The 23177-nt window shown below is 65.0% G+C and carries 26 protein-coding genes and 1 pseudogene; 17 read left to right on the forward strand and 10 right to left on the reverse strand.

Annotation, left to right across the window (positions count from 1 at the left end; translation table 11 throughout):
* The 7 genes from BMW90_RS00200 to BMW90_RS00230 all read left to right on the forward strand — a co-directional run bounded on the left by BMW90_RS00200 (position 1) and on the right by BMW90_RS00230 (position 5169).
* Positions 1–642, forward strand: coding sequence for an adenylate kinase (locus tag BMW90_RS00200; protein WP_074834230.1), 642 nt, complete (start codon positions 1–3; stop codon positions 640–642).
* Between the two features lie 282 nt (positions 643–924).
* Positions 925–1293 (forward strand): 30S ribosomal protein S13, encoded by a 369-nt coding sequence (gene rpsM / locus BMW90_RS00205; protein ID WP_048529614.1) that lies wholly within the window; start codon positions 925–927, stop codon positions 1291–1293.
* 15 nt (positions 1294–1308) lie between these two features.
* Complete coding sequence (rpsK, locus tag BMW90_RS00210; RefSeq protein WP_048529615.1) at positions 1309–1701, forward strand: 30S ribosomal protein S11; 393 nt, start codon at positions 1309–1311, stop codon at positions 1699–1701.
* 111 nt (positions 1702–1812) lie between these two features.
* The gene (locus BMW90_RS00215; protein ID WP_048529616.1) at positions 1813–2829 is read left to right on the forward strand and encodes a DNA-directed RNA polymerase subunit alpha; all 1017 of its coding nucleotides are present in this window, start codon (positions 1813–1815) and stop codon (positions 2827–2829) included.
* 163 nt (positions 2830–2992) lie between these two features.
* Positions 2993–3703, forward strand: coding sequence for an arsenical resistance protein ArsH (arsH, locus tag BMW90_RS00220; protein WP_074834231.1), 711 nt, complete (start codon positions 2993–2995; stop codon positions 3701–3703).
* A 258-nt stretch (positions 3704–3961) separates the two neighbouring features.
* Positions 3962–4381 carry a 50S ribosomal protein L17 gene (gene rplQ, locus BMW90_RS00225; protein ID WP_048529621.1) on the forward strand — a complete coding sequence of 140 codons (420 nt, stop codon included), beginning with the start codon at positions 3962–3964 and terminating at the stop codon, positions 4379–4381.
* A gap of 113 nt (positions 4382–4494) precedes the next feature.
* Positions 4495–5169 carry a YitT family protein gene (locus BMW90_RS00230; RefSeq protein ID WP_074834233.1) on the forward strand — a complete coding sequence of 225 codons (675 nt, stop codon included), beginning with the start codon at positions 4495–4497 and terminating at the stop codon, positions 5167–5169.
* A 7-nt stretch (positions 5170–5176) separates the two neighbouring features.
* Here the strand turns inward: BMW90_RS00230 and BMW90_RS00235 are convergent, their stop codons facing one another.
* The 3 genes from BMW90_RS00235 to BMW90_RS00245 all read right to left on the reverse strand — a co-directional run bounded on the left by BMW90_RS00235 (position 5177) and on the right by BMW90_RS00245 (position 6361).
* Positions 5177–5560 (reverse strand): thiol-disulfide oxidoreductase DCC family protein, encoded by a 384-nt coding sequence (locus tag BMW90_RS00235; RefSeq protein WP_074834234.1) that lies wholly within the window; start codon positions 5558–5560, stop codon positions 5177–5179.
* Between the two features lie 137 nt (positions 5561–5697).
* Positions 5698–6153, reverse strand: coding sequence for a host attachment family protein (locus tag BMW90_RS00240; protein WP_048529629.1), 456 nt, complete (start codon positions 6151–6153; stop codon positions 5698–5700).
* Between the two features lies 1 nt (position 6154).
* Complete coding sequence (locus BMW90_RS00245) at positions 6155–6361, reverse strand: hypothetical protein (RefSeq protein ID WP_048529630.1); 207 nt, start codon at positions 6359–6361, stop codon at positions 6155–6157.
* A gap of 123 nt (positions 6362–6484) precedes the next feature.
* Between BMW90_RS00245 and BMW90_RS00250 the strand changes: the two genes are divergently transcribed.
* The 10 genes and pseudogenes from BMW90_RS00250 (at position 6485) to BMW90_RS00295 (ending at position 16692) form a co-directional block, all read left to right on the forward strand.
* Positions 6485–7864 carry a trypsin-like peptidase domain-containing protein gene (locus BMW90_RS00250; protein WP_074834236.1) on the forward strand — a complete coding sequence of 460 codons (1380 nt, stop codon included), beginning with the start codon at positions 6485–6487 and terminating at the stop codon, positions 7862–7864.
* Between the two features lie 4 nt (positions 7865–7868).
* A complete protein-coding gene (locus BMW90_RS00255) occupies positions 7869–9182 on the forward strand; it encodes a replication-associated recombination protein A (protein ID WP_074834237.1) in 1314 nt (437 codons plus the stop codon).
* 74 nt (positions 9183–9256) lie between these two features.
* Positions 9257–9634, forward strand: coding sequence for a fluoride efflux transporter CrcB (crcB, locus tag BMW90_RS00260; protein ID WP_074834239.1), 378 nt, complete (start codon positions 9257–9259; stop codon positions 9632–9634).
* Positions 9631–10677 carry an RluA family pseudouridine synthase gene (locus BMW90_RS00265; protein ID WP_074834241.1) on the forward strand — a complete coding sequence of 349 codons (1047 nt, stop codon included), beginning with the start codon at positions 9631–9633 and terminating at the stop codon, positions 10675–10677. Before crcB ends, BMW90_RS00265 begins: the two co-directional genes overlap by 4 nt.
* Positions 10674–11345, forward strand: a complete 672-nt coding sequence (locus BMW90_RS00270; RefSeq protein ID WP_048529641.1) for an HAD-IA family hydrolase — start codon at positions 10674–10676, stop codon at positions 11343–11345. Before BMW90_RS00265 ends, BMW90_RS00270 begins: the two co-directional genes overlap by 4 nt.
* On the forward strand, positions 11342–12055 hold the full coding sequence (locus BMW90_RS00275; protein ID WP_074834243.1) for an ATP12 family chaperone protein: 714 nt from the start codon (positions 11342–11344) through the stop codon (positions 12053–12055). The genes BMW90_RS00270 and BMW90_RS00275 overlap by 4 nt, the downstream gene beginning before the upstream one ends.
* Positions 12056–12247: 192 nt before the next feature.
* Positions 12248–13264: an amino acid ABC transporter substrate-binding protein gene (locus BMW90_RS00280; protein WP_048529646.1), complete on the forward strand. Its 1017-nt coding sequence runs from the start codon at positions 12248–12250 to the stop codon at positions 13262–13264.
* Positions 13265–13389: 125 nt separating this feature from the next.
* Positions 13390–14604, forward strand: a pseudogene (locus tag BMW90_RS00285) (amino acid ABC transporter permease).
* 3 nt (positions 14605–14607) lie between these two features.
* Positions 14608–15903 carry an amino acid ABC transporter permease gene (locus BMW90_RS00290; RefSeq protein ID WP_048529650.1) on the forward strand — a complete coding sequence of 432 codons (1296 nt, stop codon included), beginning with the start codon at positions 14608–14610 and terminating at the stop codon, positions 15901–15903.
* Positions 15904–15918: 15 nt separating this feature from the next.
* Positions 15919–16692, forward strand: a complete 774-nt coding sequence (locus tag BMW90_RS00295; protein ID WP_048529652.1) for an amino acid ABC transporter ATP-binding protein — start codon at positions 15919–15921, stop codon at positions 16690–16692.
* Between the two features lie 216 nt (positions 16693–16908).
* Here BMW90_RS00295 and BMW90_RS00300 read toward each other — a convergent pair whose 3' ends face one another.
* The 7 genes from BMW90_RS00300 to yidC form a co-directional block, all read right to left on the reverse strand.
* The gene (locus tag BMW90_RS00300) at positions 16909–17400 is read right to left on the reverse strand and encodes a SixA phosphatase family protein (protein WP_074834244.1); all 492 of its coding nucleotides are present in this window, start codon (positions 17398–17400) and stop codon (positions 16909–16911) included.
* A complete protein-coding gene (locus BMW90_RS00305; RefSeq protein WP_074834246.1) occupies positions 17397–18056 on the reverse strand; it encodes a ferredoxin in 660 nt (219 codons plus the stop codon). Before BMW90_RS00305 ends, BMW90_RS00300 begins: the two co-directional genes overlap by 4 nt.
* On the reverse strand, positions 18032–18826 hold the full coding sequence (locus BMW90_RS00310) for a sterol desaturase family protein (protein ID WP_048529655.1): 795 nt from the start codon (positions 18824–18826) through the stop codon (positions 18032–18034). The genes BMW90_RS00305 and BMW90_RS00310 overlap by 25 nt, the downstream gene beginning before the upstream one ends.
* A gap of 36 nt (positions 18827–18862) precedes the next feature.
* Positions 18863–19735, reverse strand: a complete 873-nt coding sequence (argB, locus tag BMW90_RS00315; protein ID WP_074834248.1) for an acetylglutamate kinase — start codon at positions 19733–19735, stop codon at positions 18863–18865.
* A 204-nt stretch (positions 19736–19939) separates the two neighbouring features.
* On the reverse strand, positions 19940–20590 hold the full coding sequence (gene yihA, locus BMW90_RS00320; protein WP_048533657.1) for a ribosome biogenesis GTP-binding protein YihA/YsxC: 651 nt from the start codon (positions 20588–20590) through the stop codon (positions 19940–19942).
* Entirely contained in the window at positions 20590–21333 is a 744-nt protein-coding gene (locus tag BMW90_RS00325) for an MOSC domain-containing protein (protein WP_074834249.1), read from the reverse strand. The genes yihA and BMW90_RS00325 overlap by 1 nt, the downstream gene beginning before the upstream one ends.
* Positions 21330–23150: a membrane protein insertase YidC gene (gene yidC / locus BMW90_RS00330; RefSeq protein WP_074834250.1), complete on the reverse strand. Its 1821-nt coding sequence runs from the start codon at positions 23148–23150 to the stop codon at positions 21330–21332. Before yidC ends, BMW90_RS00325 begins: the two co-directional genes overlap by 4 nt.
* Between the last annotated feature and the right edge of the window lie 27 nt (positions 23151–23177).

Below are 23177 nucleotides of genomic sequence, written 5' to 3' on the forward strand. Positions count from 1 at the left end.
ATGAACATCATTCTTCTTGGGCCCCCGGGGGCAGGAAAAGGCACGCAGGCACGCAAGTTGGTAGACGAGCGCCGGATGATCCAACTGTCGACCGGCGACATGCTGCGCGAGGCCAAGGACAGCGGCACCGAGATGGGCAACCGCGTGGCCGAGGTGATGGCGCGCGGCGAGCTGGTCACCGACGAGATCGTGATCGGGCTGATCGAGGAAAAGCTGGAGAAGGATGCCAATTGCGGGTTCATCTTCGATGGCTTCCCCCGGACTTTGGCGCAAGCCGACGCACTGGATGCGCTGCTGGCCAAACACGGCAAATCGCTGCATGCGGTGATCGAGATGCGGGTGAATGACGATGCGCTGGTGGCGCGGATCACCGCACGTTCGACCTGTGGCGTCTGTGGCGAGGTCTACAACGACCAGACCAAGCCCTGGCCCGAAGGCGGCAAATGCGCCAACTGCGGCTCGACCGATCAGAAGCGGCGCGCCGATGACAACGAGGACAGCCTGCGCACCCGGCTGATGGGGTATTACAAGCAGACCTCGCCGCTGATCGGCTATTACTACGCCAAGGGCAAGCTGCGCCCGATCGATGGCATGGGCACGCCTGACGAGGTCCGCCACGAGCTGGAAATCCAGCTCGGTTAGAAGGCCAGGCGGCCGGGCCGACGCCCGGCCTTTCGCCCCGGCGCCCGACGGGAAAGGCCGCTCTTCCGGCGGCATCCTGCGGGTTCTGCCGAAATCCCTTGACAGGGGCTTGACGATGCCCCCTCAGGCTCATAGTTAGCCCTATCTCGCGTCACGCGAGCGATTCCCGCGAGGGAATCCACCACCTCGAAATCAGCTGCGGCCCGGGTGCTCCATGCCTCGGGCTTACGTTGTGAAAAAAGGTTCTGGCACTACGGAACCGCAACAAAAGGAAAGTGACACTTGGCACGTATCGCCGGCGTTAACATCCCGACCCACAAACGGGTCCCGATCGCCCTGACTTACATCACCGGAATTGGCCACACCTCGGCCAAGCAAATCTGCGAAGCCGTGAACATCGACCCCTCGCGTCGTGTGAACGAGCTGTCCGACGCGGAAGTCCTGGCCGTGCGCGAGCACATCGACGCCAACTTCACCGTCGAAGGCGACCTGCGCCGTGAAGTGCAGATGAACATCAAGCGTCTGATGGATCTGGGCTGCTACCGTGGCCTGCGTCACCGCCGCAACCTCCCCGTCCGCGGTCAGCGGACCCACACCAATGCGCGCACGCGCAAGGGCCCGGCGAAAGCAATCGCTGGCAAGAAAAAGTAAGGGAGGTCTGGAAACATGGCACGTGATACCCGTCGCGGAGGCAAGAAGAAGGTCTCCAAGAACATCGCCACCGGCGTGGCGCATGTGAACTCGTCGTTCAACAACACCAAGATCCTGATCTCGGACGTGCAGGGCAATGCGATCGCATGGTCGTCGGCCGGCACCATGGGCTTCAAGGGCTCGCGGAAATCGACCCCCTATGCCGCCCAGATGGCTGCGGAAGACGCAGGCAAGAAGGCACAGGACCACGGCATGAAGACGCTGGAAGTCGAAGTTCAGGGCCCCGGTTCGGGCCGTGAATCGGCGCTCCGCGCGCTGGCCGCCATCGGCTTCAACATCACCTCGATCCGTGATGTGACCCCGATCGCACACAACGGCTGCCGCCCGCCGAAGCGCCGCCGCGTCTGATCTACAACAATCCAGTTTGGGGCCGGGCATCCGCACGGCCCCATTCCGTCATTTTAACCTCGGGCGCTTTTGCCTTTCGGACATGGGGCAAGAGCAGGAATGGAGGGACGCATGATCCACAAGAATTGGGCCGAGCTGATCAAGCCGACACAGCTGGAGGTCCGCCCCGGCAACGATCCGGCGCGTCAGGCCACCGCCGTGGCCGAGCCTCTGGAACGCGGCTTCGGTCTCACCCTCGGCAACGCGCTGCGCCGCGTGCTGATGTCGTCGCTGCAAGGCGCCGCCATCACCTCCGTCCAGATCGACAACGTGCTGCACGAATTCTCGTCGGTGGCCGGTGTGCGTGAAGACGTGACAGATATCGTTCTGAACCTCAAGGGCGTCGCGCTGCGCATGGAAGTCGAAGGGCCCAAGCGCCTCTCGATCAATGCCAAGGGCCCGGGCGTCGTCACCGCCGGCGACATCTCGGACAGTGCCGGCATCGAGGTGCTGAACAAAGACCACGTGATCTGCCACCTCGACGAGGGCGCGGATGTCTACATGGAACTGACCGTCAACACCGGCAAGGGCTATGTCTCGGCTGACAAGAACAAGCCCGAGGATGCGCCCATCGGCCTGATCCCGATCGATGCGATCTATTCGCCGGTCAAGCGGGTGTCCTATGACGTGCAACCGACCCGTGAGGGCCAGGTTCTCGATTATGACAAGCTGACGCTGAAAATCGACACCGACGGCTCGGTCACCCCCGAGGACGCCGTGGCCTATGCCGCTCGCATCCTGCAAGACCAGCTGTCGATCTTCGTCAACTTCGACGAGCCGGAATCGGCGACTCGTCAGGACGACGACGACGGTCTCGAGTTCAACCCGCTGCTGCTCAAGAAGGTCGACGAGCTCGAGCTTTCGGTGCGCTCGGCCAACTGCCTGAAGAACGACAATATCGTGTATATTGGCGATCTCATCCAGAAGACCGAAGCCGAGATGCTGCGCACGCCGAACTTTGGCCGCAAGTCGCTGAACGAGATCAAGGAAGTGCTGTCGGGCATGGGCCTGCACCTCGGCATGGATGTCGAGGACTGGCCGCCGGACAACATCGAGGATCTGGCGAAAAAGTTCGAAGACGCCTTCTGAGGCTTCCGAACCAGAGATCGAACGAGGGCAGGGCGCAAGCACCTGCCCTTTTTCTTTTGCGGCCATGCGTTCGATATTTCGAGAAATCATGAAATAGACTTGCGGTCGGGCGGCCGGCCGGCTAGATGCGCTCTGCATTCGCCGCCGGAAAGGGAGCCGCACCATGTCAGACAATCCGCATCTCGACGAAACCAAGCTGCTTCAGCCCGATCTGGCGGCGCTTGGCGCGCCGCTGCGCGCGACTCACAAGCCGCGCATCCTGCTGTTGCATGGTTCGCTGCGCAAGACGTCCTATTCCCGGCTGGCCAATGAGGAAGCCGCACGCATCTTGCAGCAACTGGGCTGCGAAACGCGGGTCTTCGATCCCTCCGGCCTGCCATTGCCCGACGATGCCGAGGCCGACCATCCCAAAGTGCAGGAGTTGCGCGATCTGGTGACCTGGTCGGAGGGCATGGTCTGGTGTTCGCCCGAGCGCCACGGCAGCATGACCGGCATCATGAAGGCCCAGATCGACTGGATCCCGCTCTCGCTCGGCGCGGTGCGGCCGACCCAGGGCAAGACGCTGGCGGTGATGCAGGTTTCGGGCGGGTCGCAGAGCTTCAACGCGGTCAACCAGATGCGCGTTCTGGGCCGCTGGATGCGCTGCCTGACGATCCCGAATCAGAGCTCGGTCGCCAAGGCCTTTCTGGAGTTCGACGGCGACGGGCGGATGAAGCCTTCTGCCTATTACAACCGGATCGTCGACGTGATGGAGGAGCTGGTGAAATTCACCCTGCTGACTCGCGATCTCAAGGCGCATCTGACCGATCGCTACAGCGAACGGGTGGAAAGCGCCGAGCGCCTGTCGCAACGGGTGAACCAGAAGGCGATCTAGCACGCCAGGAGGCCCCGGAGCGGAGTCCGGGGCGCGGGGAGGCAGGGCAGGGCCGCAGCGCCAAAACCGGGGCTTGCCCGCCTTGGCCTTTTCGGCTAAAGACCCGCATCCCTCCGGGCCTGTCCCGGGGTGGCTGCGACGGGGCCTTCGGGCCCTTTGCAATTTCCGGGCATCCCGCCCCAAGGAGAGCGGCCCGCCACGCATGGGCCGCCGGACAAAGCAAAACCGCCCGTAGAGGGCACATGAAGGACCAAACACATGCGTCACGCAAAAGGTTACCGCCGCCTGAACCGCACCCACGAGCACCGCAAGGCGCTCCTGTCGAACATGGCCGGCTCGCTCATCGAACATGAGCAGATCAAGACCACCCTGCCCAAGGCAAAAGAACTCAAGCGCGTTGTCGAAAAGCTGATCACCCTCGGCAAGCGCGGCGATATTCACGCCCGCCGTCAGGCCGCGGCCGCGCTGAAAGAAGACAAGGACGTCGCCAAGCTCTTCGAAGTGCTCGGCCCGCGCTATGCCGACCGTCAGGGCGGCTACACCCGCGTTCTGAAAGCCGGCTTCCGCTATGGTGACATGGCGCCGATGGCGATCATCGAACTGGTCGACCGCGACGTCGATGCAAAAGGCGCCGCCGACAAGGCCCGCCTGGCCGAGATGGAAGCGGCGGACGAATAAACCGCCCAGGTTTCACCCATCGCTAACCCCCGTTCTTTCGAGCGGGGGTTTTTCTTTGCCAGGGGGCTGGCAACTGATTGTCTTGCGGCGACGCACCGCTTTCGGAGATCGCAATGAAACTGCCAGTGTCCGTGTTTGATCTCCAGGGGCTGACCTTCGGCATCGTCCTGATCAGCATCGGCGTGGTGTTTCTGAAATCCGCCGGCCTGGTTACCGGGCAGACCGCGGGAATCGCGCTCTTGCTGTCTTACGTGCTGCCGCTGGGTTTCGGCCCGCTGTTCTTTCTGATCGGCATTCCCTTCCTGATCCTCGCCTGGGTCAAGCGCGGCCCGGACTTTGCCCTGCGCACGGTGGTCGTGGTGGCCGGGGTGTCGCTCATGTCCGAGGTCTTCGGCCGCACCATGGGCTTTGACCGCCTCGATCCGCCGATTGCGGCGCTGCTGGGCGGTGCCTGTAGCGGCGTCGGGCTGGTCGCGGCCTTTCGCCACAATGCCTCGGCCGGGGGGATGACCATCGTCGGCATCCTTCTGGAGCAGAAGACCGGGTTCAAGGCCGGCTGGTTCCAGCTTGCGGTGGATGCGCTGGTCTTCCTGGCCTCGGCGCTGGTGCTGACGCCCTCGCAACTGCTGTTTTCGGTGCTGGGCGCGCTGATCACCAATTTTGCCGTGATCTGGAATTTCGATGTCGCCCAAAGCGCAACCGGCCGCCCGGGCTATGGCCGCGCGGCGGCCAGCGCGCCGCGGTCAGACCAGCTTCGGGACGGCAGGCCCCGAGGTTCAAGATCGTGAGCCAAGGTTACGCGATCTTGCCGGCGGCCTTGCGCCGCCTGTGCCGCGCGTAAATCCAACGGGCGATGATATCGGCGTAGACCCGGTCGCAAATCTGGTAAATCCCCGGCAGCCGCCCAATCCGCGCCAGCCAACGATAGCGCGGCATTTGAGCCCAGAGCACCAACATGGCGTCAAACCCCAGATGCAATTCGCCGCGGTGCCGCACATGCAACAGCCGCGTCGCCGCATCCTCGGTGACACCCCAGCGGGCGAGATCGCCGCTGTTGAGGTCGTCAAAGGCAATCGGCAGGCCGCGCGCTTGGGAATAGGCGGCATAGCTGCCCATTTTGCCATCGCAGATCGGACAATCGCCGTTGTAGAGTGCGCGTGTCTCGGGTTGCGGGGACATGAAAACCTCCTGAGGGGCCTGACGTATCTAATCATGAATTCGTTGGTGCCCAGTGACCTGCGGTCGCAGGTAGGCACAATGAAAAGGACCAGCCCCTTCGGACTGGCCCATACTCACTACGTACCCGGTCAACGCGCTCAGCCGGCGTCGAGTTCCTTCTTGACCAGATCTTCGATCTTGCCGACGGGATGGTTGGTCAGCGTCTTGGGGATCTCGGCAACCACCCGGTCGCTCACCTCCTGATGCAGTTCGGCGCGCAAATCGCCCAGCACCTGCGGCGAGGCGACAAGGATCAGCCGCTCGAAATTGCCCTCATGCGCCTCGTGATAGAGCTTTTCGGCCAGATCTGCGGCAAACCGCTCCTTGGCCAGCTCGTGCCAGTCGGTGTCGTCCAGCGCCGAACGCTGCTGTACGCCGGTGTCCTGCATCCGCCCGGGACGGTTGGCGGATTGCTCGATGTCCGAGGGATTTTCCTGTTCGTCCTTGCCGGTCACTTCGAGGTGCGGATCCTCGTGATCGGTCAGATTGCGCAGGAAGAGCGCCTTCTCGCTGTCGGTCACCACGATCCAGGTGCCATTTCTGATCCGCGCCATGTCAGTCCTCTCCCTTTTCCAACTTGTCGCTTTTCCGCACGCGGGTGACGCCAGGCCGGTCCTTTTCGGCTTGTTTGAGCAGGTCGCGGGTGCCGACCTTGCGCTCGAGATTGCCGTCAGCGCGGCCCTGCTGGCTGGGCGTTGCGGCGTCGTCGACATATTTCTCTGTCTCCCGTTCGCCGTCCTGTGACCTCTTGCGGTCTGCCATGGTAGCCTCCTTTTTCCAGCGGTTCAGGCGATCAACGCATCAGCGGCGCCGCGGTTCCGGCTGCGGCTTGAAACAGCCGGGGCAGACGGGCATATCAGCTCCGAACCCCGAGAAGGAGGGAAGATGCGACTGTTCCTGGCCCTTGCCCTAGCCTTGCTGTCCGGCCCGGCCCTGTCCGAGACCCGCGTGCCCGAGAGCCGCGCCGAGATCTCGCTCAGCTTTGCGCCACTGGTCCGCGAGGCCGCTCCCGCTGTGGTCAATATCTATGCCCGCCGGGTGGTCGAGACCCGGCGCAGCCCCTTTGCCGAGGATCCGTTCTTTGGCGAATTTTTCCGCGAGTTCGGCCAGCGCCAGCCACGGGTGCAGAACTCGCTGGGCTCCGGGGTGATCCTGTCGGACGATGGCATCGTGGTGTCGAATTACCACGTCATCGGCCAGGCGACCGACATCAGCGTCGTGCTCAACGACCGTCGCGAATATTCCGCCTCGGTGCTGCTGGCCGACGAACAGAGCGATCTGGCGATCCTGCAACTCGACGGCGCCAGCGACATGCCGCATCTGCCCCTGCGCGACAGTGATACCGTTGAGGTGGGTGAATTGACCCTGGCGATCGGCAACCCCTTCGGCGTGGGGCAGACGGTGTCGTCGGGCATCGTGTCGGGACTGGCGCGATCCGGCGTGGCGACCGGCAATATGCGGGGCTATTTCATCCAGACCGACGCGCCGATCAATCCCGGAAATTCCGGCGGTGCGCTGATCGACACCCGCGGCCGGCTGATCGGCATCAACACCTCGATCCTGACCCGGTCGGGCGGATCGAACGGCATCGGCTTTGCCATTCCCGCCTCGCTGGTGGCGCAATTCGTGGCCCAGGCCCGCGACGGCCAGGATCGCTTCCTGCGGCCCTGGGCGGGGATGAACGGCCAGGCGGTGGATGCCGATCTCTCGGATGGCCTCGGCCTGGCGCTGCCGGGCGGCGTGGTGATCTCGGAACTGCATGCGGCCAGCCCCTTTGCCGTGGCGGGGATCGAGGTTGGGGATGTGATCCTCGCGGTCGATGACCTGCCGGTGAACACGCCGGCCGAGATGATCTATCGAATGTCGGTGCGCGGCATCGGCGCATCGGTGACGGTGGATTACATGCGCGGCGGCCGCCCGGCCGAGGCCCGCGTGACCCTGATCGCACCGCCCGATGACCCGCCGCGCGAAGAGCTGGTGCTGGGCCGCGAGGATCGGTTCGAGGGGCTGCGGCTGGCGCGGCTCAACCCGGCGCTGCGCGACGAGCTCGGGCTGGCGGCGAATGCCAGCGGCGTGATCGTGCTTGAGCCGGGGGCCGTGGGCGCGCGCATCGGGCTGCGCGCCGGCGATATCCTGCTGGCTGTCGGACGGTATGCCATCGAGCGACCGTCCGAGGCGGCGCGACTTCTGGGGCAGGCCTCGGGCCGGGTCGCGGTGCAGGTCCAGCGCGGCAATCGCCGCCTGGCGCTGCGGTTCCGGGTCTGATCGGGTGGCGGATCTCTTCGACAGTTCGCCCGATGCGGTCCCCGACAGCGCCCCGCGTCCGCTGGCCGACCGGCTGCGGCCGGCCAGGCTGGAAGAGGTGATCGGCCAGGAGCAGGTTCTCGGCCCCGAGGCGCCGCTCGGCGTGATGCTGAAATCCGGTGCGCTGTCTTCACTGGTGTTCTGGGGGCCGCCCGGGGTGGGCAAGACCACCATCGCGCGGCTGCTGGCCGATGTCACCGACCTGCATTTCGTCCAGATCAGCGCGATCTTCACCGGCGTGCAGGAGCTGCGCAAGGTCTTCGAGGCCGCCAAGCACCGCCGCGCCAACGGCCAGGGCACGCTGCTCTTTGTCGACGAGATCCACCGTTTCAACAAGGCGCAGCAGGACGGATTCCTTCCGCATATGGAAGACGGCACCATCCTGCTGGTGGGCGCGACCACCGAGAACCCCTCTTTCGAGCTCAACGCCGCGCTTCTGAGCCGGGCGCAGGTGCTGGTGCTGACCCGGCTGGAGCTTGCCGATCTCGAGCGGCTGGCGCAGCGTGCCGAAACCGAACTCGACCGGCCGCTGCCGCTGGACGGGCCGGCGCGCGAGGCGCTGCTCGAGATGGCCGACGGCGATGGCCGGGCACTCCTGAACCTGATCGAGCAGGTGATGGCCTGGGAGGTGTCGGGCAAGCTCGATCCGCAGGCGCTGGCGCAGCGGCTGATGCGGCGGGCGGCGCAATACGACAAATCGGGGGACGCGCATTACAACCTGATCTCGGCGCTGCACAAATCGGTGCGCGGTTCGGACCCGGATGCGGCGCTCTACTGGTTCGCGCGGATGCTGGAGGGCGGCGAAGACCCGCGCTACCTGGCGCGGCGCATCACCCGCATGGCGGTCGAGGATATCGGCCTGGCCGATCCGCAGGCCCAGGCGGTCTGTTTGCAGAGCTGGGAGACCTTCGAACGCCTCGGCAGCCCCGAGGGCGAGCTGGCGATTGCGCAGGCGCTGGTCTATCTGGCACTGGCACCGAAATCCAACGCGGCGTATGTCGCCTACAAGGCGGCCCGCAAGGAGGCCAAACGCACCGGATCGGAGCCGCCGCCGAAACACATCCTGAACGCGCCGACCCGGTTGATGAAAGAGCAGGGCTACGGCGACGGCTATGCCTACGACCATGATGCCGAAGACGGGTTTTCCGGCCAGAACTACTTTCCCGAGACGATGAAACGCCCGGTGATGTACCTGCCGGTGGAACGCGGCTTCGAGCGCGAGCTGAAGAAACGGGTGGATTATTTCGCCAAGCTGAGATCGAAGCGGGACGAGGGCTAGCGGCCCCGCCGGCGTCCCGGCCCGCGCGCCGGAGGCCGCTTGACAAGTGGCACCACCCGCGCGACAGACGCGCCATGACATCAACCCTTCTCCAGGTCGCCGCCGGCGGCGCAATCGGCGCGAGCGCGCGCTATCTCACCGGGATTGCCGCGGTGCGCGTCATCGGGCACGGCTTTCCCTGGGTCACGCTCCTGGTAAACGTTCTGGGATCGTTCCTGATGGGCGCGCTGGTGGTGGTGCTGGCGCATTACCATGCGACCCGCTTCGCGCCGTTTCTGATGACCGGCGTGCTGGGCGGGTTCACCACGTTCTCGGCCTTTTCGCTGGATGCGGTGGCGCTGTTCGAGCGCGGCCAGGTGACGACGGCGGCGCTATATGTTGCGGGCTCGGTCGGGGTGGCGATTGCGGCGCTTTTTGCCGGAATGATGGCGGCGCGGGGGTATTTCGCATGAGTGGCGTACAGAAACAGATCGTGGGCGAGGCCGATGGCGGGCAGCGGATCGACCGCTGGCTGCGGCGGATGTTTCCGCATCTCAGCCAGGGCCGCATCGAGAAGATGTGCCGCAAGGGCGAGCTTCGGGTCGATGGCGGAAGGGTCAAGAGCGCGACCCGGATCGAGGCGGGGCAGGAGGTGCGCATTCCGCCGATCCCCGATGCCGAGCTGACCAAGCCGGCGCCGAAGCGCGACATCGTGTCCGAGGCCGATGCCGAAATGATCCGCGCCTGCGTGATCTGGAAGGACGACCATATCATCGCCTTGAACAAGCCGCCGGGCCTGCCGACCCAGGGTGGCAGCAAGCAGACCCGCCATGTCGACGGGCTCGCCGAGGCGTTGCGCTTCGGCTATGACGAAAAGCCCCGTCTGGTGCATCGGCTCGACAAGGACACCTCGGGCGTGTTGCTGCTGGCGCGCACTCAGGAAATGGCGCGCCTGCTGACCGCCGCGATCCGCCACCGCGAGACCCGCAAGATCTACTGGGCCGTGGTCGCCGGCGTGCCGGTGCCCTATCTCGGCGAAATCAAGTTCGGGCTGGTCAAGGCCGGCGGCCACGGTGCCCATGGCGAAGGCGAAAAGATGCGCGCCGTCCACCCGCGCGAGATCGACAGCACGCCGGGCGCAAAACGCGCGATCACCCAATATGCCACGCTCTATCGCGTTGCCAGTCGCGCCGCCTGGGTGGCGATGGAGCCGATCACCGGCCGCACCCACCAGCTGCGCGCGCATATGGCCGAGATCGGCCATCCGATCGTCGGCGACGGCAAATACGGGGGCTCGGGGCAGGAGAACCTGGGCGACGGCTGGGGCGCCAAGCTTGGCGGGATCATCTCGAACAAGCTGCATCTGCACGCCCGCACCATACGGCTGGAACACCCCAAGACGCGCAAGCCGATTACCATAACGGCACCGCTGCCCGAGCATTTCGCCCATACCTTCGAAACCTTCGGCTGGACCGAGGATCTCGCCGACGACGACCCTTTCGAGGCGCTGCAATGAGCCGTTTGCGGCTGGTGATCTTTGATGTCGACGGTACGCTGGTGGACAGCCAGGGCGATATCGTCGGCGCCATGCACGCGGCTTTTGGCGCGCTGGAGATGGCGCCGCCGGCCCGGGCCGACATTCTCTCGATTGTCGGTCTCTCGCTCGAGGTGGCGATGGCGCGGCTGGCGCCCGGGTTGCCCGGCGAAACCCATCAGGCGCTGGTCGCCCACTACAAGGACGCCTATGTGGGCGCACGCCAGGCCGGCCACAGCGGGCCGTTGTATCCCGGCGTGGCCGAGGTGCTCGATCGGCTGGCCCGGCAGGAGGACTGGCTTCTGGGCATCGCCACCGGCAAATCGCGGCGCGGCCTGACCGCGCTGCTCGAGGCGCAGGGGCTGACCGGGCGTTTTGTCACCCAGCAGGTCTCGGATTTTCACCCCTCCAAGCCGCATCCGGCGATGCTCGAGGCGGCGCTGGCCGAGACCGGGGTGGACAAGGCTGATGCTGTGATGGTGGGCGACACGAGTTTCGACATGGATATGGCGCGCGCGGCGGGGATCTTTGCCATCGGCATGAGCTATGGCTATCACCCGGTCAGCGCGCTGACCTCGGCGGATATCATCCTGAACGAGATGGCGGCGCTGCCGGAGGTGCTCGGGGAAAGATGGGGGCAGGGCGCATGAGCGCGTGGAAAGCGAAACGGTTCTGGAAGACGGCCGAGATCCGGCCAGAGGCCGGCGGCTACGGCGTCTATCTCGACACCCGGCCGGTCAAGACCCCGGCCAAGGCGCCGCTGGTGCTGCCGAGCGAAGGTTTTGCCGAGGCGGTGCGGGCCGAGTGGGAGGCGGTGGACGAGCAAATCGATCCGACCCGAATGCCGTTTACCCGGACCGCCAATGCCGCCATCGACAAGGTCTCGGTCCAGCAGGCGGAAGTGGCGGACATGATCGCCGATTATGGCGGCACCGACCTGTTGTGCTACCGCGCCGAAGCGCCGGAGGCGCTGCGCCAGCGGCAGAACGCCGGGTGGGATCCGCTGCTGGACTGGGCGGACGAGACCTTTGGCGCGCGGCTGGCCGTCACCTCGGGCGTGATGCACCTGTCGCAGGACGCGGCGGCGCTGGTGCCGCTGCGCCGCGCCGTCCATGCCTGCACGCGGTTTCAGCTCGCGGCGCTGCATGATCTGGTGTCGCTCTCGGGCTCGCTGGTGATCGGCCTGGCGGTGGCTCGGGGGCAAAACGAACCACAGGCGCTCTGGGAGCTGTCGCGGATCGATGAGACCTGGCAGGAAGAGCAATGGGGCGAGGACGAAGAGGCACAGAATCAAACCGCTTTGAAGCGGGCCGCTTTTTTGCACGCGGCAGAGGTCTGGCGCTTGTCGGAGGATCAGTGACCCGGCGTCAGTGCCGGAAATGTGCCAGTTCTGCGGGCAATTTGTCACATGCTAGGCTTGACGTTTCTGCGGAAATCCGCCCACACTTGGGCCGTTGGGGAGCGAGGCTTCCTTACAAGAGTGTGGCGTCCCGCGAGGGAGGCCGAGACCGCTCGAGTGACATGGCGGCTCAAAAAACAGGAAGAGGTAATCATGAAAAAATCCGTATTCTTTGGCGCGCTGACGGTCGCCGGTCTTGCTGCTGGCGCATCCGCCGCAGCTACGCTGGATGACGTCAAGGCACGCGGCACGCTCAACTGTGGCGTGACGACGGGCCTGGTGGGCTTTGCCGCCCCCGACGCCAACGGCAACTGGGACGGTTTTGACGTCGGCATCTGCCGCGCCGTCGCCGCCGCCGTGCTGAACGATCCGACGGCCGTCGAATTCGTCCCCACCACCGGCAAGACGCGGTTTACCGCGCTGGCCTCGGGCGAGATCGATCTGCTGGCCCGCAACACCACCTGGACCTTCTCGCGCGATGTCGACCTGAAGTTCGAATTCGTCGGCGTGAACTACTATGACGGTCAGGGCTTCATGATTCCCAAGGACATGGGTGTCAGCTCGGCCAAGGAACTCGATGGCGCGACCGTCTGCATCCAGACCGGCACCACGACCGAGCTGAACCTGGCGGACTTCTTCCGCAAGAACAACATCAGCTACGAGCCGGTTCCGATCGAAACCAACGCCGAAGCCCAGCCGCTCTATCTCGAAGGTGGCTGTGACGTCTACACCACCGACGCCTCGGGCCTCGCCGCCACGCGCGCCGCGTTCGAAAACCCGGGCGATCACGTCGTCCTGCCGGAAATCATCTCCAAAGAGCCGCTCGGCCCGCTTGTCCGCCACGGCGACAACGAATGGGGTGATGTCAATCGCTGGGTGCTGAACGCGCTGATCGCGGCAGAAGAGCTGGGCGTGACCTCGGCCAATATCGACGAAATGATGTCGGGCACCGAGAACCCCGAAATCAACCGTCTGCTGGGCACCGAAGGCAACCTTGGCGAGATGCTGGGCCTCGACGCCGATTGGGCCGCACGTGCGATCAAGGCCGGCGGCAACTACGGTGAGCTGTTCGAGAAGCACATCGGCGAGAACACCCCGGTCGGCCTGTCGCGTGGTCTGAACGCACAATGGACCGATGGCGGCCTGCTCTACGCACCGCCGTTCCGCTAAGTCTGACACGGCAAGGGCGCGGTCACACCGCGCCCTTGTTGCATTGTGCACAATAACCTCCGCACCGGGCCTCAGAGCGGGAAAACCGCCGGCCCCCAAGATCGCGGACACTCAGGGATCATATCATGTCGACCGTCACCGACCCTCCGGTGGAGTCGTTCCGGCTATCGCAGCTGATCAACGACACCCGTTACCGGTCCATCACCTTCCAGTTCATCGCATTGATCCTGTTGATCTTTGCCATGGCCTACCTGGGGTGGAACCTCGTCCAGAACCTCGCCGCCGCCGGGCTCAACATCTCTTACGATTTTCTCGGTGAGCCGGCCGGCTACGACATCAACCAGACCCTGATCGACTACAACAGCCAGTCAACCCATTGGCGCGCCTCGATGGTGGGGGTGCTCAATACCCTTCTGGTGGCGGTCATGGGCTGTATCATGGCGACCATCGTCGGGGTCTTTGTCGGGGTGCTGCGGCTGTCGCCGAACTGGCTGATCCGCAAGCTGATGTCGGTCTACGTCGAGATTTTCCGCAATGTGCCGGTGCTGATCTGGATCCTGATCATCATGGCGGTCTTTGTTGCCGTTCTGCCGCAACCGCGCGACTTCCGCGGCGACGATGCCGAGGCGTCGATGCTGTGGGAGGCCTTCGCCTTTACCGGCCGTGGCTTCTATCTTCCGGCGCCGATCTACGAGCCCGGTTCCTGGCTGGTCGTCACCACCTTCATCGCCTCGCTGGTGGCGATCGTGGTCTATCGCCGCTACACCACCAGGAAGCTCTACAATGAAGGCGTGCTGTTGCCGCGCGCCTGGCCCACGGCGGCGCTGTTCTTTGTGCCGACGCTGCTGATGTTCTTTGTCCTCGGCATGCCGATCTCGCTGGAATATCCTGAGCTTGCCGGTTTCAACTTCCAGGGCGGCATCTACATGCGCAACTCGCTGCTGTCGCTGTGGTTCGCGCTGTCGATCTATACCGCCGCCTTCATCGCCGAGAACGTCCGCGCCGGTATCCTGGCGGTCAGCAAGGGCCAGACCGAGGCCGCGGCCTCGCTCGGGATGCGGCCGAACCGGATCATGAACCTGGTGGTGCTGCCGCAGGCGCTGCGGGTGATCATCCCGCCGCTGATCTCGCAATATCTCAACCTCACCAAGAACTCTTCGCTCGCCATCGCCGTGGGCTACATGGATCTGACCGGCACCCTGGGCGGCATCACGCTGAACCAGACAGGCCGTGCCATTGAATGAGTGCTTTTGCTGATGCTTTTCTACCTGACGATCTCGCTCGCGATCTCGGCGATCATGAACGTCTACAACAACGCCGTTAAGCTGAAGGAGCGCTGAGCCATGAGTGACATGCACGCACATTCCGTCGCTTTCGTGCGCGAGACCATGCTGCCGGAACAGGAGCCGCCGGCCTCCGAGGTGGGCGTCGTCCACTGGATGCGCGAAAACCTGTTCCGCGGCTGGGCCAACACGCTGATGACCGTGATCGCGATCTTCGTGATCTACAAGATCGTCGCCGGCGCCTTTCCGTGGTTTGTCAACGGCATCTGGTCGACCAATTCGCTCGCCGAATGCCGCGAGATCCTGCAAGGCACCACCGGCGGCTGTTTCTCGGTGCTCACCGAACGCTGGAACCAGCTTCTGTTCGGCTTCAAATATCCGCAGGACCAGTATTGGCGGCTTATCCTGGCCTTCGTGCTGCTCGGCCTGGCCGCCGCGCCGGTGCTGTTCAACAAGCTGCCCAAGCAGATGCTGTTCTTTACCGGCCTCTATCCCTTCATTGGCTTCTGGCTGATCTGGGGCGGCACGCTCTTGGCGCCGCTGGTGGCGCTGGCGGGCTTCCTGGTGGGTTTTGCCGCCTTCAAGAAGGTCGAACATCAGAGCTTTGCCATGGGCGCGCTGGCCTTTCTGGTGGCGGCGCTGGTGACCTGGTTCCTCGGCGGTTTCGCCATCCGGTCGGCACCGGGTTTCCTGGCGCTGGAGGCCGTGCCTTCGCGCGACATGGGGGGCTTCATGCTCAACATGATCCTGGGCGTGGTCTGCGTCTCGCTGTCGCTGCCCTTCGGCATTCTGCTGGCGCTGGGGCGGCAGTCGGACATGCCGATCATCAAGTGGATCTGCGTCGTCTTCATCGAGTTCATCCGCGGCGTGCCGCTGATCACCCTGCTGTTCGTGGCGAACGTCGTGCTGGCCTATTTCCTGCCGCCGGGCACCACCTTCGACCTGATCATCCGGGTAATCATCATGATCACCGCCTTTGCCTCGGCCTATATCGCCGAGGTGATCCGGGGCGGGCTGGCGGCGCTGCCGCGCGGGCAGTACGAGGCGGCCGACAGCCTCGGCCTCGACTATGCCCAGGCGACCCGGCTGATCATCATGCCGCAGGCGCTCAAGATCTCGATCCCGGGCATCGTCAACGTGGCGGTGGGCCTGTTCAAGGACACCACCCTGGTCTCGGTGATCTCGATGTTCGACCTTGTCGGCATGATCCGCGGACCGATCCTCGCCTCGACCGAGTGGAACGGCGTCTATTGGGAACTCTGGGGCTTTGCGGTCTTCCTGTTCTTCATCGTCTGCTACTCGATCTCGCAATATTCACAATGGCTGGAGCGTCAGCTTCAGACCGATCACCGTTAAGAGGAGGGATTGTCCATGGCTGAAGCTGCACAAACCCAGATGGAAATCTCCAACGAAGTCGCCATCCAGATCGAGAACATGAACAAGTGGTACGGCACGTTCCACGTGTTGCGTGACATCGATCTTACCGTCTATCGCGGCGAGCGGATCGTCATTGCCGGGCCTTCGGGCTCGGGCAAATCCACCCTGATCCGCTGCATCAACGCGTTGGAAGAACATCAGAAAGGCTCGATCTCGGTCGATGGCACCCGGCTGTCGTCGGACGTCAAGAACATCGACAGGATCCGTTCCGAGGTTGGCATGGTGTTCCAGCACTTCAACCTCTTTCCGCATCTGACCATCCTCGAGAACTGCACCCTGGCGCCGATCTGGGTGCGCAAGACGCCCAAGAAGGAGGCCGAGGAAATCGCCATGCATTTCCTCACCAAGGTCAAGATCCCCGATCAGGCCAAAAAATACCCCGGCCAGCTCTCGGGCGGTCAGCAGCAGCGGGTGGCGATTGCCCGGTCGCTCTGCATGCGGCCGCGGATCATGCTGTTCGACGAACCGACGTCGGCGCTTGACCCCGAGATGATCAAGGAGGTGCTCGACACCATGGTCGAGCTGGCCGAAGAGGGCATGACCATGCTCTGCGTGACCCACGAGATGGGCTTCGCGCGGCAGGTGGCAAACCGGGTGATCTTCATGGACGCCGGCCAGATCGTCGAACAGAACGAGCCGGAAGAGTTCTTCAACAACCCGCAGAACGAGCGCACCAAGCTGTTCCTGAGCCAGATCCTCGGACACTGAGACGCGCCGGGCATCCCCGGGCAGACCCGTCCCGGGCCTGACCCGGGACCTCCCGGCCAAGGGCGAGGCCCCGGATCAGGTCCGGGGCGCGTGCCTCGAAAAACAGAGCTGCGCACGCCCGCCTGGCATGCGTGGCCTCTCGCCAAAGCCTGCCAGGCTTGGCCGAAACCTCTCGTCACGTCGGAATTGGTAGCCCCGGAACCGATCCGTGGCGCGTCACACCAGCTCGCGCGGCACCACGAAATCGAGAACGGATGCCGTGCCATAATCCACCCCGGCCCAGCTCTCGGCCGCGAACTCCGCCACCAGGGTCGCGCCGGTCGGGTAGGGATCAAACTTCGGATGGTCCGGCGCCGTTGCCACCAGCCGCCCGGCAAACGCGCCGATCCCCGGGTTATGCCCGATCAGCAGCACCGACCGGGACTCGGCCTGCCGCAATCGCTCCAGCATCGTCCCGGTATCGGCCAGATACAGCGCCGGTGTGAAGCGCACCGGACAGGCCAGCGCCAGCCCGGCAAAGGTCTCTTGCGTGCGCACCGCATCCGAGCTGAGCGCCACATCCGGCAGATGGCCCTTGGCCCGCAGCCAATTTCCCAGCGCCTCGGCCGACCGCCGGCCGCGGCCGTTCAGCCGCCTTGCGTGATCGCCCTGCCACGGGTCGTCCCAGCTCGATTTCGTGTGGCGCATCAAAATCAGTCGCAGGGTCATGCCGGGTGAAAGCTCCTCATGTGAAAGGCCGATTGCGCCTCCGCCCGCCCGTAGCTCTGCGAAAGGGGACAGGACCGGCGTACAGCGCATCCCCGCGTCATGCAATCCTTGCCCGCAGGGGTGTCCAGATAGCCCTTGCAGCGCGGCACGTCATATGCGCGATCCGGGCCCATCGCCCCCACCGGACAGGCGCTCAGGCAGGGCTTGGCGCAGCGCTCGCAGGGGCAGGGTGGGGCAGGTGGCAGGGCGATCCGCTCGGCCAGCGCCAGCGCACCGCGAAACGACACCATCAGCCCGGCCCGGTCGTGCACCAGGATGCCGGCGGGCGAATTCCAGACCCGCCCCGTGGCCTTGGCCCAGGCGATGAAGGGCGCATAAGGCGGGCCATCCGAGGGGAACACCGCGCGCGCGTCCAGTTCCCGGGCCCAGCCGCCGAGCATCCGTTTCGACCAACGGTCGAGCGGATCGGGCGCGCCGTCGGAAAACTCCGGGCTGGCCTGGAACGCCGGCCAGAAGCCGGGTTCCGCCGGGCCGATCATCAGCAGGGTGGCACAGCCCTCGGGGGCGCCATCCCGTGGCCCTGGATGAAACCCGCCCAGCACCCGCAGGTGCCGCGCCTCGGCCTGCGTCTCTAGCGCTTCGAGAAGGGCAGCCACAGGCTCCACCCCAGTCGCGTCGGCCGTGTGTCCTGCCACTCCAGCCCGATTGTCATGCCGTCGTGCCCGGCCTCGGGCTGGGCCCGGTAGGTGCGGAACAGGCGATCCCAGAGAGAGAGGGAAAAGCCGTAGTTGCTGTCATGTTCGTGACGGTGCACCGAATGGTGCACCCGGTGCATGTCGGGGGTCACCAGCACCTTGCGCAACGCCGCGTCCAAACCCAGCGGCAGGCGCAGGTTGGCGTGGTTGAACATCGCCGTGCCATTGAGCAGCACCTCGAAGATCACCACCGCCCAGGCCGCCGGACCCAGGAGATAGACCAGCCCGATCTTGAGCAGCATCGACAGCGCGATCTCGACCGGGTGAAAACGGATCGCGGTGGTCACGTCGAAATCGACATCGGCATGATGCACCCGGTGCAGCCGCCAGAGCAGCGGCACCTTGTGGGTGATCAGATGTTGCAGCCAGATCGCAAAGTCGAAGATCAGTACCGCCAGCGCCATTTCGAGCCAGAGCGGCCAGCCCAGTTGGTTGAACAGACCCCAGCCCTGCGCCTCGGCATCAAGCGCCGCGCCCACCGCCAGCAGCGGCAGGCCCAGCGCCAGCGCCCGCAGTGCCAGCACATTGGCGATGGAAATCCCCCAGTTGGTCAGCCATCGGCCGCGGCGCGGATGTTTGCGCACGCGGCGCGGTGCCACCGTTTCGAGCGCCGCGAAGAGCAGGAAAAGCCCGCCGAACGCGCCCAGTCTGACAAGTGCTTCATTCTCCATGGCGGCGAATATATGCCATGGGCGGAATGTGACAACTCACGTCTTGGGCACTTCGCGGATCAGCGATCCGGCACCGTGTTCGGTATAGAGCTCGAGCAGGCAGGCATTGGGCGCGCGTCCGTCGAGGATCACCACCGCCCGCACGCCGCGCCCGATGGCGTCGAGCGCGGTTTCGGTCTTGGGGATCATGCCGCCGGCGATCACGCCCTCGGCGGTCATCTCGCGGATCTGCGCCGCCGTCAGTTCGGTCACCACCTCGCCCGCGGCATTCTTGACGCCGGCCACATCGGTCAGGAGCAGCAACCGGTCGGCCTTGAGCGCGCCGGCGATGGCGCCGGCGGCGGTGTCGCCGTTGATGTTGAATGTCTCGCCCTTGCGCCCCGCGCCGAGCGGCGCGATCACCGGAATGGTGTTTGACCGGAACATGTCGTGCAGCACCGCGGTGTTGATCCTATCGGGCGTGCCGACAAAGCCCAGGTCGGCATGGGTCTGTTCGCAGACGATCAGATTGGCATCCTTGCCCGAGAGGCCCACGGCCTTGCCACCCTGGGCGTTGATCGCCTGCACGATGCGCTTGTTGACGAGGCCCGAGAGCACCATCTCGACGACTTCCACCGTCGGTTTGTCGGTCACCCGCTTGCCGCCTACGAAGGTGCTTTCGATGCCCAGCTTGTCGAGCATCGCGTTGATCATCGGGCCGCCACCATGGACGACCACCGGGTTCACCCCGACCTGCTGCATCAACACGACGTCGCGGGCAAATTCCTCCATCGCCTCGTCCGAGCCCATGGCGTGCCCGCCAAGCTTGATGACGACGATGGCGTCGGTGTAGCGCTGAAGATACGGCAGTGCCTGGCTCAGCGTGCGAGCCGTGGCGATCCAATCACGGTTCATGTCCTGGGTTCTCATTTTCGGCCCTCTTGAAAGGCTGTTATCACAAGCTGGGGAAACGGGTGCAAGCGGTTTGCGGGAGGCGTGTCCCCGCCCCGGACCCGGCTCCGGGGCCGATTGGCAAGGGCGGGGGAGGCGGCCGCGGGCCGCTGCGCCCTGCGTCGGGCCGGCGGGGCCTGTGGGGCGCGCGGTCCCGGCGCGGGGGCCGGGACGGGGTGGGCGTCAGATCAGCGTCGCGATGATCGCCCGCAATGTCTCGATCCCGTCGCCCTTCTCGGACGAGGTGACCACGATCTCGGGGAAGGCCGCCGGATGCGCCGAGAGCCGCTTGCGCACCTGCGCCATCACCTTGTCGCGTTCTGCCGCCTTGACCTTGTCGGCCTTGGTCAGCACCGCCTGAAAGGTCACCGCGCTCTTGTCGAGCAGGGTCAGGATCTCTTCATCGACCTTTTTCACCCCGTGCCGCGCGTCGATCAGCACGAAGGCCCGGCGCAGCGATTGCCGCCCCGACAGATATTGCTTGAGCAGGCGCTGCCATTTCTCGACCACTGCCAGCGGCGCATTGGCATAGCCATAGCCCGGCAGGTCGACGAGGTAATGGCTCTCGGCCAGGGTAAAGAAGTTGATTTCCTGCGTCCGCCCCGGGGTGTTCGACGCCCGGGCAATGCCCTTGCGCCCGGTCAGGGCATTGATCAGAGACGATTTTCCCACGTTCGACCGGCCGGCGAAACAAACCTCGATCCGGTCGTCGGGCGGCAGGCCGGACATGGCCACCACGCCCTTGAGGAAATCTTTCTCGCCGGCAAAGAGCTTGCGGCCCGCCTCGCGGGCAAACGCGTCGGGCTCTTCGGCTATGGGGAAGGGCAGTTGCATCATGCGCGTCCGATCTCGTCACCTACGGCGATCTCGCCGCTTTTCACCACTTCGGCCATCACGCTGAAATCGCGATGCCCCCAGGCCTCGAGCGTGCCCAGAATATCCGCGTCCCGGGCCCCGGTCTCGGGGTTGGCATGGGTCATAAGACAGCGCCCGGTGCGCTCGCGCGGGATCACCACGGCGCTGCCGATCCGGACCTCGCGGTCGATCCAGTCGAATTCCTCCCAGGGCGCCAAGCCGTCAAACCAGAGGTTTCCGCGCCAGCGATGGATCGACAGTTCCCGGCCCAGCTTCTGCGATACTGCCCGGTGCGACGAGTGGTTGCAGAGCGTCACCGAGGCGAAATCGCTGTCGGTCATCGCCCGCGCCTCGGCCCGTACCACCCGGTCCGACGCGGCCCGGCCCTCGGGCATCAGCGGTCGCGTCCAGTCGATCAATCGCGCGCCTTCGTCATCGGGGCGAAATCTCAACTGGCCCAGCTCGGGGTGGGCCAGCGTCACCCGGGCGTCGGCTTCGTCGAGCGCGGCGGTCATTGCCTGCAAGCCGGGCACCTTGGCGCCGCGGGTGAAATTGCGGCAGGGCACCCAATCCGAGCCATCGGCATCCGAGGCTTCGTGCGCCACTGCCCAATGCCGGTCCCAGGGCAGGGATTGGCCTTCGGTCAAAGTGACGCGAGCCACGGCCTCCCGGCCGTGGCTCTTGATCGGATACCGCAGGATATCGGTGATCCTGCCGGTCATTTCTTGGCGGCTTCCGCGGCCTTCTTCTTGTTGCGGCCGGTGATATTGCCGAACAGGTCCGGCTTGTACCCATGGCTGCGCATGATCAGATACTGCTGGATGAAGGTGATCGTGTTGTTGGCGATCCAGTAGACCACGAGTCCGCTGGCAAAACTGCCCAGCATGAACATGAAGACCCAGGGCATCCAGGCAAAGATCATCTGCTGCGTCGGATCGGTGGGCGCCGGGTTCAGCTTTTGTTGCAGCCACATCGAGACGCCCAGAAGCAGCGGCAGGATACCGATGAAGATCAGCGCGAGGATGGTGCCCGGCTCGGGCGCGGCCCAGGGCAGCAGGCCCCAGAGGTTGTAGAGCGACGACGGGTCGGGCGCCGACAGGTCGTCGATCCAGCCGATCCAGGGCGCGTGGCGCAGCTCGAGCGTGACGAAGATCACCTTGTAGAGCGAGAAGAAGATCGGGATCTGCAACAGCAGCGGCAGACAGCCCGAGGCCGGATTGACCTTTTCCTTCTTGTAAAGGCCCATCATCTCCTGCTGGAGCTTTTGGCGGTCGTCGCCGGCGCGCTCCTTGATCTTCTCCATCTCCGGCTGAAGCTCGCGCATCTTGGCCATCGAGGCATAGGATTTGTAGGCCAGCGGAAAGAGCACGGCCTTGATGATCAGGGTGAGCGCGATGATCGCCCAGCCCATGTTGCCGATCAGCTGGTTGAGCCAGTGCAACAGGGCAAAGATCGGCTTGGTCAGGAAGAAGAACCAGCCCCAGTCGATCGAGTCGATAAAGCCCTCGACGCCCTCGGCCTCGTATTCGCGGATGGTTTCCCATTCCTTGGCGCCGGCAAAGAGCTGGGTGGTGACCTCGGCGCTGGCGCCGGGCGCCAGGCTCTGGGTCGGCAGGACGGCCTCGGTCTGGTAGATGTTGCGGCGCGGGTCGTATTTCGCGGCGGCGCGAAACGCCTCGCCGGGCGCGGGCACCAGGGTCGCCATCCAGTAATGGTCGGTAAAGCCGATCCAGCCGTTCTCGGTGACCTGCATGACCTCGGCCGGCACACCTTCGCGGGCATCGACGTCGAAATCGGTCATGTCGTCATAGTCGATCTCGGCCAACTCGCCATCGGCCATGGCGACAACGCCCTCGTGCAGGACAAAGAAGTTTTTCAGGTCCACCGGCTCGCCATGCCGCGCCAGAATGCCGTAGGGGGCCAGCGAAACGGTGCCTTCGGTGGTGTTTTCCACGCTCTGGGTGATGGTGAACATATAGTCCGCATCCACCGCGATCTGGCGGGTAAACCGCAGGCCGGCGTCATTGTCCCAGGTCAGGGTGACCGGGGTGTCCTGAGTCAGGGTCGCATCGCCGGCGATCTGCCATTCGGTGTTGGGGCCGGGCACATCCTCGATGGCGAGCCCCTGGCCGGGAGCCCAGCCGTGCAGTGCATAATAGGCGCCGGCGGTGCCCACCGGCCGCAGCAAAGAGACGATCGGCGCATCGGGCTCGGTGGATTCGCGGTAGTCCTTGAGCGCCAGGGTGTCGATCCGCCCGCCTTGGGTCGAGATGCTGCCCGACAGGCGCGGGGTCTCGATCGCGATGCGCGGCGCGTCGGCGGGGCCGGCGGCGGTCTCTTCGGTCGCCGGCGTGCCGCCGGGGGTGTCAGCCACGCCGGGGGTGGCGGCGACATCGCCGGGGGCCGCCGTTTCCTCGGTCACCGCCGGGGCCGGCTCGATCGCCTCCGGCTCTGGCGGTGGGAACAGCACGAACCAGATCAGGATCACGACGAAGCTGAGCGCAGTTGCGAGGATGAGGTTCTTGTTCTGATCGTCCATAGGGGACCGCCACCTGTCACTAGGGTA

The sequence above is a fragment of the Marinovum algicola genome (assembly GCF_900109145.1).
In the GTDB taxonomy this organism is placed as follows: Bacteria; Pseudomonadota; Alphaproteobacteria; order Rhodobacterales; family Rhodobacteraceae; genus Marinovum; species Marinovum algicola.

What these genes read in the sequence shown, in the direction of transcription:
- rpsK (WP_048529615.1), top strand. Translation starts at nt 1,309, where the DNA reads ATGGCACGTGATACCCGTCGCGGAGGCAAGAAGAAGGTCTCCAAGAAC.
- BMW90_RS00280 (WP_048529646.1), top strand. Translation starts at nt 12,248, where the DNA reads ATGAAAAAATCCGTATTCTTTGGCGCGCTGACGGTCGCCGGTCTTGCT.
- BMW90_RS00295 (WP_048529652.1), top strand. Translation starts at nt 15,919, where the DNA reads ATGGCTGAAGCTGCACAAACCCAGATGGAAATCTCCAACGAAGTCGCC.
- BMW90_RS00245 (WP_048529630.1), bottom strand. Translation starts at nt 6,361, where the DNA reads ATGGCAGACCGCAAGAGGTCACAGGACGGCGAACGGGAGACAGAGAAA.
- rplQ (WP_048529621.1), top strand. Translation starts at nt 3,962, where the DNA reads ATGCGTCACGCAAAAGGTTACCGCCGCCTGAACCGCACCCACGAGCAC.
- yidC (WP_074834250.1), bottom strand. Translation starts at nt 23,150, where the DNA reads ATGGACGATCAGAACAAGAACCTCATCCTCGCAACTGCGCTCAGCTTC.
- BMW90_RS00270 (WP_048529641.1), top strand. Translation starts at nt 10,674, where the DNA reads ATGAGCCGTTTGCGGCTGGTGATCTTTGATGTCGACGGTACGCTGGTG.
- arsH (WP_074834231.1), top strand. Translation starts at nt 2,993, where the DNA reads ATGTCAGACAATCCGCATCTCGACGAAACCAAGCTGCTTCAGCCCGAT.
- BMW90_RS00310 (WP_048529655.1), bottom strand. Translation starts at nt 18,826, where the DNA reads ATGGAGAATGAAGCACTTGTCAGACTGGGCGCGTTCGGCGGGCTTTTC.
- BMW90_RS00265 (WP_074834241.1), top strand. Translation starts at nt 9,631, where the DNA reads ATGAGTGGCGTACAGAAACAGATCGTGGGCGAGGCCGATGGCGGGCAG.
- BMW90_RS00275 (WP_074834243.1), top strand. Translation starts at nt 11,342, where the DNA reads ATGAGCGCGTGGAAAGCGAAACGGTTCTGGAAGACGGCCGAGATCCGG.
- BMW90_RS00325 (WP_074834249.1), bottom strand. Translation starts at nt 21,333, where the DNA reads ATGACCGGCAGGATCACCGATATCCTGCGGTATCCGATCAAGAGCCAC.
- BMW90_RS00230 (WP_074834233.1), top strand. Translation starts at nt 4,495, where the DNA reads ATGAAACTGCCAGTGTCCGTGTTTGATCTCCAGGGGCTGACCTTCGGC.
- BMW90_RS00290 (WP_048529650.1), top strand. Translation starts at nt 14,608, where the DNA reads ATGAGTGACATGCACGCACATTCCGTCGCTTTCGTGCGCGAGACCATG.
- argB (WP_074834248.1), bottom strand. Translation starts at nt 19,735, where the DNA reads ATGAGAACCCAGGACATGAACCGTGATTGGATCGCCACGGCTCGCACG.
- BMW90_RS00200 (WP_074834230.1), top strand. Translation starts at nt 1, where the DNA reads ATGAACATCATTCTTCTTGGGCCCCCGGGGGCAGGAAAAGGCACGCAG.
- BMW90_RS00250 (WP_074834236.1), top strand. Translation starts at nt 6,485, where the DNA reads ATGCGACTGTTCCTGGCCCTTGCCCTAGCCTTGCTGTCCGGCCCGGCC.
- BMW90_RS00240 (WP_048529629.1), bottom strand. Translation starts at nt 6,153, where the DNA reads ATGGCGCGGATCAGAAATGGCACCTGGATCGTGGTGACCGACAGCGAG.
- BMW90_RS00215 (WP_048529616.1), top strand. Translation starts at nt 1,813, where the DNA reads ATGATCCACAAGAATTGGGCCGAGCTGATCAAGCCGACACAGCTGGAG.
- BMW90_RS00300 (WP_074834244.1), bottom strand. Translation starts at nt 17,400, where the DNA reads ATGACCCTGCGACTGATTTTGATGCGCCACACGAAATCGAGCTGGGAC.
- crcB (WP_074834239.1), top strand. Translation starts at nt 9,257, where the DNA reads ATGACATCAACCCTTCTCCAGGTCGCCGCCGGCGGCGCAATCGGCGCG.
- BMW90_RS00235 (WP_074834234.1), bottom strand. Translation starts at nt 5,560, where the DNA reads ATGTCCCCGCAACCCGAGACACGCGCACTCTACAACGGCGATTGTCCG.
- yihA (WP_048533657.1), bottom strand. Translation starts at nt 20,590, where the DNA reads ATGCAACTGCCCTTCCCCATAGCCGAAGAGCCCGACGCGTTTGCCCGC.